Below are 11,387 nucleotides of genomic sequence, written 5' to 3'. Positions count from 1 at the left end.
ACCGTCCGTCCGGTGGTGGCTTCCGTCGTGACGACCGTCCGTCCGGTGGCTTCAACCGCGATGACCGTGGTGGCGAGCGTGGTGGCTTCCGCCGCGACGACCGTCCCTCCGGCAGCTTCAACCGTGACGACCGCTCCTCCGGCGGCTTCCGCTCCGGTGGCGGCGACCGCCCGTTCAACCGCGACCGTCGTGACGACCGTCCGTCCGGTGGCTTCCGTTCCGGTGGCGGCGACCGCCCGTACGGCCGTCGTGACGACCACCGTCCGTCCGGCTCCGGTTCCACCGGCGGCTTCGGCGGCCGCCGCGACGACAAGCCGCGCTGGAAGCGCAACGGCTGATCGCCGCTGAGCTGAACCCCTGAGGAAGGGCCCGTACGGCACCTGAGTGCCGTACGGGCCCTTTCCTCGCTCCAGGGGAACTGATGGTGCGTAACGCCCCTTCGGGGGTCGGCCCGAGGCCCTGCGGCACCCCACCGAACCCGTGGCGACAGGCCGGCCGACGGATACCCGATCGGCTGACCGGCGCGGTCCGGCTATGCTCTGGGGTGAGCACCTGGAGGGCCATTAGCTCAATTGGCAGAGCAGCGGACTTTTAATCCGTTGGTTGTCGGTTCGAGTCCGACATGGCCTACCGCTCGCAGGTGGCGGGTTAACCCGCCTGACCTGCTACTTAGCGCCTCGACCGGCTTCGGCCGGTCGAGGCGCTTCGTCGTTCCCGGCCCCGTGCGGGGGGTGAGCGCCTCCACGGAGTTGGGCGTGATCGGCTTCCCGTCCCGTCCAACTGAAGCCAAGGGCAAGGCCGTGCTGGGAGGCTGAGCGCATTTGATGAAGAAAGCCCTCAAGATCGCTGAAGATGGGGCGGTGCGGTGGTGCCGTGCCGGGAGACATGAGCGAGCGAGGGGAACGAGGACCGCGTGACTGACGTTGAGCGCATGCTCGAAGAGGCGCAGGCGATGATGACGGAAGAAGTCTTCGAGGGGGTGCTGAAGGCGCAAGGCATTGACCCCGACGACCTGTCTGCCCTCCTGGACCTGCTCGCCATCGGCCTCACGAACGGCTCGTGGCGCAACAGCTGCGTGGAGAACTGGCATGCCGAAGGCAGGCTGTCCGACGGCGACATGCTGCGGATCAACAGCCACACCACGCTCGGCATACGCCAGCGCCTCCGCGGATGGTGCACGGAGTACGGCATCACCTCGGGGAGCAGCGAAGCGTTCACGAACGTCACGGTCGAGGACGTGGACGTCCTCGGGCATCGACTCTTCAGGTGGCTGACCAACCCCGACCGCAAGCTTCCGACCGGCATGACCTTGGGCGAGCTCGCGCGAACCGAAGAAGACCTCGCGGAGTACGAGGACCATGCGGACGGAAAGCTGGGAGCCTTCGCCGGACAGATGGAGAAGAAGGGCGTCCGCCACGGCATCCTCTACACGGCTGGCCACGGCGCACTGGCGTGCGACCGCTGGTGGGGTCATCCCACCTGGCCGGCGCGCGTCGACCGTTTCCTGTCCGTACTGGACACCCCCGCGGACCCCCACTGGGGCACTGATGGCGAGCGCCTCAAGCACCTGGGCCCGCAGCCTGCTGCCCTTCAGGATCGTGCTGCCCTGCGCAGGACGCTCCTGCGGACGCCTTGGGAGCTCGGAACGCAGGACGCGGAGTGGGTCGTGGACTCCGGGATCGGGTACCTGATGGTGACCGTCTGAGGGCGGTCTCCACGCAGCGACCCGTCGGTGATCCAGACCCGTGCTCTTCGCCCACGCGTGCGGTAACGCGCTCCTGGGATGTGTAGAATTCGGCGCAGAGAGTCGGACCCGACCACACGGTCGCACGGTCTGGCGATCGAAGAATTTCGGTGGTCATTGCGTTAGGGAAACGCCCGGTTACATTCCGAACCCGGAAGCTAAGCCTTTCAGCGCCGATGGTACTGCAGGGGGGACCCTGTGGGAGAGTAGGACGCCGCCGAATAGATTTAAGAGGCCCTGTCTGCGGATCCGCAGACAGGGCCTCTCTTTGTTCCGCCTCCGGCCGGGCGGGGTGCTTCGCCGTACCGGTAAATCCGGTGATCCCACGAGTCGTTGCGGGTAGCGTCGCCGACCATGACGCCTGCTCTGCGTACCGAACGCCTGCTCCTCGACCCGTACGTCCCCGAGGACGAGGAAGGTTTCGTGGCGCTCTTCCAGGACGCCCGAGTGTCCCGGTGGATGGGGGACGGTCCCACTTCCGAGGCTGAGGACCGGGCGCTCTTCGGGCGGATCTTCACCAAGGTCTACGCCGAGAACCTCTTCGACGTGTGGGCCGTGCGCCGGGACGGCAGGCTGGTCGGGCACGCCGAGATCAAGCGGACCGACGAGGTCGACGGCCACGAGATCATCTACGCGCTGGCCCCCGAGGCTTGGGGAGCGGGCCTCGGTACCGAGATCGCCGAGGCGATCGTCGCGTACGGCTTCGGCTCCCTCGACCTGACCGAGGTGCACGCCACCGTGGCCGACGCCAACGCCGCCTCCCTGGTGCTGCTGGAGCGCATCGGCTTCGCCCACGTCCGTGACGTGCGGGAGGACGACGGCAGCACCACCCGCGTGCTGACCCGCCGCCGGGATCCCGCCGCCTGAGGGCGTGCGCGAAGTGCCCCGACGGTCAATTGGTGAAGGGCACTCCCCGGATGGCGTACAGTTGTGTTTACCGACGCGGGGTGGAGCAGCTCGGTAGCTCGCTGGGCTCATAACCCAGAGGTCGCAGGTTCAAATCCTGTCCCCGCTACTCAGTACGAAGGCCCGGTTCCTCTTGAGGAACCGGGCCTTCGTCGTGTTCCGGCCCGCCGGGCCGTCTTTCCCCACCTCATTCCCCACCTCATTCCCCGCCTCTTTTCCCGCCTCGTCACCCGTCCGGCCGCCGTCGGGTCGCCGTACGCATGCTCCTGCCACCAGCCTTGAGGGGCGAGGAGGCGGCGGGCCCGGACCCGTGCGGCGGACCGGGCGGTAGGAGAGCAGCGTGGTGGGGCTGGGCCGGCAGGGCAACGGCGGTGGGCGCGCGGGCGGGAGCGGCGGGAGCGGCCTGGCCCGTCGCGTGGTCCGGGTGCTGCCCGTCGCACTGATCGCCCTCGGGATGGTCTTCGACGTGCTGACCCCGCCCAGCTTCACGGGGTCCCCGTTCTTCACGGCGGCCCCCTTGACCGCTGCCCCGCTGTTCACCTTCTGGGCCACCGCCCTGACGGGCTCCCTGGCCGTGTTCGCGGTGTTCGTGCTGCACGTCCTCAACGGCACCAGCTGGAAGGTCGAGGCGCTGACCGAGCTGGTGACCGTGCTGACCGTCGCCGGGCTGGCGCTCCTGATCAACCGCATGGTGCGGCGCAGCGGCGAGCGGCTCGCGTCGGCGCGCGGGATCGCGGAGGCGGCACAGCGGGCGGTGCTGCCGAAGCCGGCCGAGCGCATCGGGGGGCTGCACGTCTCCGCCTGGTACGAGGCCGCGCAGGCGGACGCCTTCATCGGCGGCGACCTGTACGCGGTCCAGGAAACCCCGTACGGAGTGCGGCTGGCGGTGGGCGACGTAAGGGGCAAGGGGCTGGGGGCGGTCGAGGCCGTCGCGGTGGTCCTCGGGGCGTTCCGGGAGGCGGCGGACACCGAGCCCACGCTGGAGGAGTTGGCGCAGCGGCTGGAGCGGGCGCTGGCTCGCGAGGGCACCCGGCGCGACAGCCTGGACGTGGTGGAGGGGTTCACGACGTGCGTGCTCGGGGAGATCCCGCCGGGCGTGAGTGTGCTGCGCCTGCTCAACCGGGGCCACCCCGAGCCGCTGCTGCTGCACGCGAACGGTGAGCTGGCGGTCCTCGCCCCGGCGGAGCCGGCCCTGCCGCTCGGCATGGGGGAGCTGGGCGGCTGGCCGGACCTGGTGCAGGAGTGGGCCTTCCCGGAGGGGACCACCCTGCTGCTCTACACGGACGGGTTGACCGAGGCACGGGACGGGGCGGGGGACTTCTACGACCCGGCGGACCGGCTGCGCGGGCGGATCTTTCCCGGGCCGCAGGCGCTGCTCAGCGCGCTCAGCAGCGATGTGCGCCGGCATACGGGCGGCGGGGCGACGGACGACATGGCGCTGCTCGCGGTGGGCCGGCCGGGGGAGCGGGAGCCGCAGCGACGGCGGACCGTGCCGGTGGTGCCCCGCGGCGACGTGATGTGACGATGGGTGACCGAAAGGGTGCCCTCCGCAACATGATTGACGGATCGTCAATTCCGGCCTGTGGCTGAAGGGAGGGGGGAGGTGTTTGGTTTTCGCCCCACTTGAGGCGATTAGGTAGAAAAAGGATTGGCCAAAGCTGGGCGGTGCGTGGCTGATTGGTTGGAACGATCAAGCGGGGCAGCTTGGAATCACTCCCCTCTGTCTATTACCGTTCGATAACGCAGCGCGGTCGTCCCAGCCGTCGCAAGAGACGGCACCGTGCGCGCGCGCGTCCCCGCGCGTCGATGAGGAGCGTGCCCCGGTGGCCTCCAACTTGCCTGCCCCTGAAGGCATCGAGATCCAGGAGCCGCCCACCGCGGGTGCCTGGGGCGAGTGGAATCCCACCGAGGATTCGGTGCGGCCGGTCCGTGGCAAGCACCGGGTCGCCAAGCAGCGCGGAGGACTTGCCCGCAGCTCCACCGTGCTCGGCGTCGGTGTCATCGCGGCGGTCGGCGCCGGCGGCATCGCCACGGCACAGGACCGGCCCCAGGTCGCGATATCCCTGCCGGCGCTGCCCGACATGATGAGCGGGAACAAGGCCCAGCAGGAGGACGGCGGTTCCGGATCGGCGGCCCCGACGGGCGAGCGGACGGGGATCATCGCGCAGCAGTCCGTCCAGGGCCCGGACGCGGGCGAGGTGTTGCGCAACCGGATCCTCCAGCAGGCCGAGGCCCAGCAGGGCGCTGCCGAGGCGAATGCCCGGGCGGAGGCCGAGCAGGCCGCGCAGCAGGCTGCCGCCCAGGAGGCCAAGGAGAAGCTGGAGGAGGCCCGCAAGGCCGCCGAGGAAGCGAAGGCGCAGGCCGAGGCGAAGGCCAAGGAAGAGGCCGAAGCGAAGGCCGCGGAAGCGGCGCAGGCCGCGGCGGCGGCCAAGGCCGAGCAGGAGCGCGCCGCCAAGCCCTCCGGCAGCTACTCCCTGCCCACCTCCGCCTACACCCTCACCTCGCACTACGGGGACTCCGGCTCCATGTGGTCCTCCGGCCACCACACCGGCCTCGACTTCGCGGCCCCGACCGGAACCCCGGTCAAGGCCGTGGCCGCCGGAAAGATCACCTCGGCCGGCTGGTCCGGCGCGTACGGCTACCGGATCGTGCTGGAGCTCCCGGACGGCACGGAGATCTGGTACTGCCACCTTTCCTCGATGTCGGTGACCTCCGGTGCCGTCGGCGCCGGCGAGACCATCGGCCGCGTCGGCGCCACCGGCAACGTCACCGGACCTCATCTCCACCTGGAAGTACGCAAGGGCGGATCGACGCAGGACCCGCTGGCGTGGCTGAACTCCAAGGGCCTGAACGTCTGAGCCCCGGGTCCGGGGCCGTTCCCGGGGTCGGGTCCGGTGCGACAAGGCCCTGGTCAGTCCGCCGGGGCCCGGGTACGTCCGCCCGTGCGGCCGCCGGGTCCAGAGGATCGAACCACGGTGGAATCAGCTCCTCCATGACCGCCGCCCGGGCCAGTGCGGGACCGGCCGTCGCCCGGGACTGCCAGAGCCGGTGCAGCAACTCCCGCTCCCGGCCCGCGAAATCCCGCTCCCGTACGGGGCCGCCGCGCCGCGCCCGGTTCCGTAGCAGGGCCAGGGCCGCAGCATCCGCCTCGTAGCGGGCGACCGTGCGTCCGGCCGCCCGGCCCCCGCTGCGCCGGGCCAGGGTGCGGGCCAGTGACCGGGCCGGCATCGAAGCCAGGGCCGGGACCTCGGCCGGACCGAGCCAGCCCGCGGCCGCGTACAGCGAGAGCTCACCCTCGACGGCCCGCAACCGGTCGCGCCTTATCCGCACCGCCAGCCACACCAGTAGCCCGAACACCGGGACCATCACGCAGCTGTAGACCACGTAGAACCCGTGCTCCCCGAACTGCGAGGAGCCGTTCCACAGCGCGTGCAGGCCCATGGCCAGCACCAGGCCGAGCAGCGGTAGGAAGATCCTGCGCGAGCGGCGGGCGCTGACGGCGGCCAGGCCGAAGCCCAGCCCGGTGAGCACGGTGAACAGCGGGTGCGCGAACGGCGACAGCACTATCCGTACGAAGAAGGTCGCCACCGTCATCGATTCCAGCACGCCGCTGCGGTCGGCCACGTCCTCCACGAAGGCGTTGCCGAGGTAGAGGATGTTCTCGGTGAAGGCGAACCCGGTGGCGGTGAAGCCGGCCACTACGAACCCGTCGGCGGGGCCGGTGAAATGGCGTCTTCGGCACAGGAACACCAGCAGCAGGGCCGCCGCCTTGGCGCTCTCCTCCACCACCGGGGCGATGGCCACCGAGCCGAGGTGATCGGCGTCGGAGGCGTCGGCGGTGGCCGCGGCGATCCACTCGGTGGCGAAGTTGTTGGCCAGTATCGCGATCAGCGCCGCGGTGCAGGCGCCCCAGCCGAAGCAGAACAGCAGCTGCGACCAGGGCGCGGGCGCGGCCCGGCCCAGCCACCGGAAGGCCGCCATGAGCGGCGCCACCGGTAACAGGGCCAGACCGAGACCGACGAAGAAGCCCGAGGTGCCGGTCTGTTCCCGCACGAGTTCGAGGATGGCGACCCCGGTCGCGGCGAGCAGGGCGAGGAGCACGCACGTGCGGACCGTGCCGGACGGACGTGGGAGCACGAGAAGGAGCGCTCGGTACACACCACGACCCTAGCGAGCAGGTCCGACACGCGCGGTGACCTTGTCAGTTCTCCGTGCGACGGAAGAGCAAGTCGTGTACGAGGTGCCCCTTGTCGAGGCCCTGGCCCTCGAAGCGGGTCAGCGGCCGGAAGGCGGGCCGCGGGGAGAAGCCGCCGTCCTGCTGGGTGTTCTCGAAGTCCGGGTGCGCGGTGAGCACTTCGAGCATCTGCTCGGCGTACGGCTCCCAGTCGGTCGCGCAGTGCAGTACGGCCCCGGGCGCCAGACGGGTGGCGGCCAGCGTCAGGAAGTCGGGCTGGATCAGCCGGCGCTTGTGGTGGCGGGCCTTGGGCCACGGGTCCGGGAAGTACACGCGGATGCCGGCCAGCGAGTCGGGCGGCAGCATCTCGCGGAGCAGGATGATGGCGTCGCCGTTGGCCACCCGGACGTTGGTCATCCCGCCGCGCTCGGCGAGGGCGAGCAGGTTGCCCTGCCCGGGGGTGTGCACGTCGGCGGCGAGGATCCCGGTGCCGGGGTCGTCGGCGGCCATCTGGGCCGTGGCCTCGCCCATGCCGAAGCCGATCTCCAGGACGACCGGGAGACCATCGAAGAGCTCATCGAGGTCGAGGACCCGGTGGCCGTCGATGTCCAGGCCCCACGTGCCCCACAGGCGCTTCAGGGCCTCGCCCTGGCCGGTGGTGACCCGGCTGCGCCGGGGCTGGAAGCTCCGGATCCGCCGCTCGTGGTGCGAGCCGGCCGGGTCTGGCGAAGGCCCGTCGGGGAAGCGGGGCTCGGTGCGCCACTTGGGCGGCACGTACGCGTTCGTCTCCGGTGCGGCGTCCGGGAGGCGGGGCGACTGGGGGTTCAGGGACTCAGACACAATGCGCTGATTCTACGACGGGGGGTACGGGAGCCGCCGCGCGAGCGGCTCCCGCACCCCGCCGAAGCAGTGCTCAGGCCGAGCCCAGGGTCCGCAGGGCGCGGGTGGCGATCTCCCTGCCGATCGGGAGGGACGCGGTCGCGGCGGGCGAGGGGGCGTTGAGGACGTGGACCGTGCGCGGTGCGTCGCGGATCAGGAAGTCGTCCACCAGGGTGCCGTCGCGCAGCACGGCCTGGGCGCGGACCCCGGCCTCGGCGGGGCGCAGGTCGTCGGCGGTGACGGCCGGCAGCAGGCGCCGCACCGCCCGGGTGAAGGCCTGCTTCGACAGCGAGCGGTGGATCTCGCCCGTCCCGTACCGCCAGTGCCGTGCGGCCATCCGCCAGGAGCCCGGCCAGGCGAGCTCGTCCGCGATGTCCCCGGGCCGCACCGTCGACCAGGCGTAGCCCTCGCGGGCCAGCGCGGGCACGGCATTGGGGCCGACGTGGACGCCGCCGCCGATGCCCCGGGTCAGGTGCACCCCGAGGAAGGGGAACGCCGGGTCGGGCACCGGGTACACCAGGCCCCGGACCAGGTCCGGTCGCGTCAGGTCGTAGTACTCGCCACGGAAGGGGATGATCCGCATGCCCGGGTCGTCTCCGGCGAGGCGGGCGATCCGGTCGCACTGGAGGCCCGCGCAGTTCACCAGTACCCGCGCCCTGACGACCAGGCCGGACGTGGTGCGGACCGCCACGGCCGAGGCGCGCCGGGAGATCAGGTCCACGGCGCCGCCGTAGACGATCTCGGCGCCGGAGGATTCCGCGAGCTGGGCGCTCACCCGGCCGTAGTCGACGATCCCGGTGCTGCCGACATGGATCGCCGCCAGTCCCTGCACCTGCGGCTCGTACTCCGTGATCTGCGCCGGGCCGAGCTCGCGCACCGGAATGCCGTTCTCCCGGCCGCGCTGGACCAGGGCGTGCAGCCGGGGCAGCTCCTCCCGCTCCGTGGCGACGATGAGCTTTCCCGTCACCTCGTGCGGAATGCCGTGCTCCGCACAGAACTTGACCATCTCCGCGGCCCCGCTCACCGCGAAGCGCGCCTTCAGGGATCCCGGGCGGTAGTAGATCCCGCTGTGGATCACCCCGCTGTTGCGGCCCGTCTGGTGCCGGGCCGGGCCCGACTCCTTCTCCAGGACCACGACCCTGGTCCCCGGAGCCAGGCGCGACAATGCATGCGCCGTCGACAGGCCGACGATCCCGCCGCCGATCACCAGCACATCGCAGTCCACGCCGCCACCCACGCTGACACCTCCCACCCCTGCATACTGCACCCCGGCACCGACAACGCGGCCACGCGGCCCCCCGGAAGACGGGTCTTACGCCGGCGCCACCAACAGCGGCCGGGCCCGTTCCCGCAGCTCTGCCACACGCGGCTCGTCCCCGTACGGTTCCAGGCGGTGCAACAGGTCCCGTACGTATTCGGTCGTCCGTGCCGAGGAGATCCTCCCGGCCACCTCCACCGCCCGGGTGCCCGCCGCGCACGCCGCGTCGAGATTGCCCGACTCCAGCTCGGCGACCGCGCTCACCACCAGCCGCAGTCCGTGCGACCGCACGTACTCCTCGGTGGGGCGCGACAGGGCCTGCTCGGTGAACCGCCTCACCTGCCTGGGCAGTTTCAGGTCCCGGTAGCATTCCGCGGCATCTGCCGCGAAACGGTCGTACGAGTAGAAACCGAGCCAGGTCGGATCCGGATCGCCCTCACGGGACCGCTCCAGCCAGCCCTCCGCCGCCCGCAGCGCCGCTCCGGCGGCCGTCGAATCGCCGGCCTTCGCGTGCGCCCGTGCCTCGACCAGTCGGAAGAAGCTCATGGTGCGCGCGGTGGCCAGGCCGCGGTTGCGTTCGACGGCCGCCTGCGCGAGGTCCACCCCCTCGTCGGGGAAGTCCCGGTAGGTCGCCTGCAGGGACATCGAGGCCAGCACGTAGCCGCCGAGCGGTACGTCCGCGGCCGCGCGGGCGAGCCGCAGCGCCTGGATGTAGTAGCGCTGGGCCGCTTCCTGCTGGCCGGTGTCGAAGGCCATCCACCCGGCCAGCCGGGTCAGCTCGGCGGTCGCGCCGAACAGTGCGCGGCCCACCTCATCGGTGTACGAGCCGAGCAGCAGCGGCGCCGCGTCCACCCGAAGGCACTCGGGGACCATCGACGAACGCCAGTCTCCGCCGCCGTACTTGGAGTCCCAGCGGCGTGCGTCCTCGGCCGCCTCGCGCAGCTTCGACACATCGCTGTGGCCCACGCGCTGGCCGTGGTCGCGCGGCGTTTCGGGTCCGGGCTGGGCGGGCACAACGGTGGACGGCGGGCCCTTAGCCGGTTCCGTCACCGGTCCGGAGGCCGGGCCTGCCAGCGGGCCCGCCAGACCTGTCATCGGGCCGGTCGTGCGGCCGTCCGGGAAGGGCCGGGGACCTGGTGCTGCCGTCGCCTCGCGCGCCGGTGCGCCGTGAGCCGAGGGGTGCGCTGATACGGGGCTCTGAACCATGGAGTGCCGCGCCGCGGGGTCGAGCGTCGCGGAGGTACCGGCCGGCAGGCTGCCGGCGGTCGGGTCGTCGGCCGTCGCGCTGTCGGCCGCGGTGCCGGTTGCCGCGTGGCCCGTCGTCGCGTTGGTGCTCGCCGCGTCGCCGGTCGTGAGGTGAGGGGCCCGGCTGCCCGCGGGTTCGCGGGCCACGGAACTGTCGGCGGGAGATATCAGCCAGCGCGAGGCGGGCGTCGCGTACGCCGCCACGGAGAACGAGCCCGCCAGTGACTGCCAGATCCCTCCACCGCCCCGCCGCCCGGCGAGGTCGAGCCGGTAGAGGTCGGTGGCCGAGCGCACCGCCGCGCCCACGTCGCGCGGGAAGGCCAGCCCGACCTCGGGAGCGGGGTCGGCGTCCGCCAGCCCGATCTCGTGCAGCGGCACCGGCCGCCCCAACTTGGCGCCGATGGCGGCGGCGATCAGGTGCGGGGCGGCGCCCTGGGGCACCATCCCCTTCGACACCCACCGGGCCACCGACGTCTTGTCGTACCGAAGCGTCAGGCCGCGCTGTGCGCCGAGGTCGTTGACGCGTCGGGCCAGCCCTGCGTTGCTGATGCCCGCGAGGGCGAGGACGGCGCCGAGCTTCTCATTGGGCTCGCGGAGCTCCCTGGACATGCGCCACCCCTCGTCACACGCGGAACGCAGACGCCGCCGGGGCATAGGCGCCCGGCATTTCGTAAACCCAGCGTAGTTCCCCGCCTCCCAAGCGTTAAGGCCCTTACTTCCGTATGGCGGGATTGTTGTCCGTTTGCACAGTCCGCCCCGGGCCGGGAGCCGGGGCGCACGTGTCATCGCGTGCTCCGTCCGTGTGGCCGTGCGCCCGCCCGTGCGCTCTGGCCGGTCCCCGGACCCGGCGATTCGATGTGCGGTGCGTGGGTCGGCCCGCCGCCTGACCGGGCGGGTCGGGGGATGCCGCTGCCCCAATCCCCGCGGGTGGCGGAACGGTCCGGGGGGCGGATTGCGCCCCCCGGACCGCGCCCCCGCACGGGGGCGCGGGCGGCCCGTGACGGCTCTTCCGGCAGCCGAAGAATGGCCGAAAGCGACCTATGGGGCGGTGGGAACGGAACGTCAAATACCGAGTTGCCGGCGCGTGTTCGTTTGCGTGTGCGCCCCCTTTAACCCCTCTCGCACGCCTGTCCCGTGGCAGCATGGACCCCGAGCCACCCGGGGTCCCGCGGCCGCGCCCT

At 71.8% G+C, this 11,387-nt stretch carries 8 protein-coding genes, 2 tRNA genes, 1 rRNA gene and 1 pseudogene; 8 read left to right on the top strand and 4 right to left on the bottom strand.

Features of this window, described 5'->3' with window-relative positions; genetic code table 11:
• From ACIQK6_RS10695 to ACIQK6_RS10660, 8 genes and pseudogenes are all read left to right on the top strand, one after another.
• Positions 1-338, top strand: a pseudogene (locus tag ACIQK6_RS10695) (RNA helicase); the annotation flags it as partial.
• Between the two features lie 219 nt (positions 339-557).
• Positions 558-630: transfer RNA gene (locus ACIQK6_RS10690), tRNA-Lys, on the top strand.
• Positions 631-913: 283 nt separating this feature from the next.
• The gene (locus ACIQK6_RS10685) at positions 914-1,705 is read left to right on the top strand and encodes a hypothetical protein (RefSeq protein ID WP_329100416.1); all 792 of its coding nucleotides are present in this window, start codon (positions 914-916) and stop codon (positions 1,703-1,705) included.
• 145 nt (positions 1,706-1,850) lie between these two features.
• Positions 1,851-1,967: ribosomal RNA gene (rrf, locus tag ACIQK6_RS10680) — 5S ribosomal RNA — on the top strand.
• Positions 1,968-2,098: 131 nt separating this feature from the next.
• Positions 2,099-2,611 carry a GNAT family N-acetyltransferase gene (locus ACIQK6_RS10675; RefSeq protein ID WP_329100418.1) on the top strand — a complete coding sequence of 171 codons (513 nt, stop codon included), beginning with the start codon at positions 2,099-2,101 and terminating at the stop codon, positions 2,609-2,611.
• 74 nt (positions 2,612-2,685) lie between these two features.
• Positions 2,686-2,759: transfer RNA gene (locus tag ACIQK6_RS10670), tRNA-Met, on the top strand.
• Between the two features lie 231 nt (positions 2,760-2,990).
• Positions 2,991-4,172 (top strand): PP2C family protein-serine/threonine phosphatase, encoded by a 1,182-nt coding sequence (locus ACIQK6_RS10665; RefSeq protein WP_402694687.1) that lies wholly within the window; start codon positions 2,991-2,993, stop codon positions 4,170-4,172.
• A gap of 301 nt (positions 4,173-4,473) precedes the next feature.
• Entirely contained in the window at positions 4,474-5,508 is a 1,035-nt protein-coding gene (locus ACIQK6_RS10660; RefSeq protein WP_329100420.1) for a M23 family metallopeptidase, read from the top strand.
• Here the strand turns inward: ACIQK6_RS10660 and ACIQK6_RS10655 are convergent.
• The 4 genes from ACIQK6_RS10655 to ACIQK6_RS10640 all read right to left on the bottom strand — a co-directional run bounded on the left by ACIQK6_RS10655 (position 5,417) and on the right by ACIQK6_RS10640 (position 10,815).
• Complete coding sequence (locus ACIQK6_RS10655) at positions 5,417-6,808, bottom strand: PrsW family intramembrane metalloprotease (RefSeq protein ID WP_329100421.1); 1,392 nt, start codon at positions 6,806-6,808, stop codon at positions 5,417-5,419. The genes ACIQK6_RS10660 and ACIQK6_RS10655 overlap by 92 nt on opposite strands.
• Before the next feature lie 43 nt (positions 6,809-6,851).
• The gene (trmB, locus tag ACIQK6_RS10650) at positions 6,852-7,598 is read right to left on the bottom strand and encodes a tRNA (guanosine(46)-N7)-methyltransferase TrmB (protein WP_329107799.1); all 747 of its coding nucleotides are present in this window, start codon (positions 7,596-7,598) and stop codon (positions 6,852-6,854) included.
• A gap of 139 nt (positions 7,599-7,737) precedes the next feature.
• Positions 7,738-8,970, bottom strand: a complete 1,233-nt coding sequence (lhgO, locus tag ACIQK6_RS10645; RefSeq protein WP_329100423.1) for an L-2-hydroxyglutarate oxidase — start codon at positions 8,968-8,970, stop codon at positions 7,738-7,740.
• Positions 8,971-9,015: 45 nt separating this feature from the next.
• The gene (locus ACIQK6_RS10640; protein ID WP_402694686.1) at positions 9,016-10,815 is read right to left on the bottom strand and encodes a sporulation protein; all 1,800 of its coding nucleotides are present in this window, start codon (positions 10,813-10,815) and stop codon (positions 9,016-9,018) included.
• Between the last annotated feature and the right edge of the window lie 572 nt (positions 10,816-11,387).

Source organism: Streptomyces sp. NPDC091682, from assembly GCF_044756625.1.
Classification (GTDB): domain Bacteria; phylum Actinomycetota; class Actinomycetes; order Streptomycetales; family Streptomycetaceae; genus Streptomyces.
Note: the sequence above shows the minus strand (reverse complement) of the source record. Positions and strands in the feature narration are given on the sequence as shown.

What these genes read in the sequence shown, in the direction of transcription:
- ACIQK6_RS10640 (WP_402694686.1), bottom strand. Translation starts at nt 10,815, where the DNA reads ATGTCCAGGGAGCTCCGCGAGCCCAATGAGAAGCTCGGCGCCGTCCTC.
- ACIQK6_RS10675 (WP_329100418.1), top strand. Translation starts at nt 2,099, where the DNA reads ATGACGCCTGCTCTGCGTACCGAACGCCTGCTCCTCGACCCGTACGTC.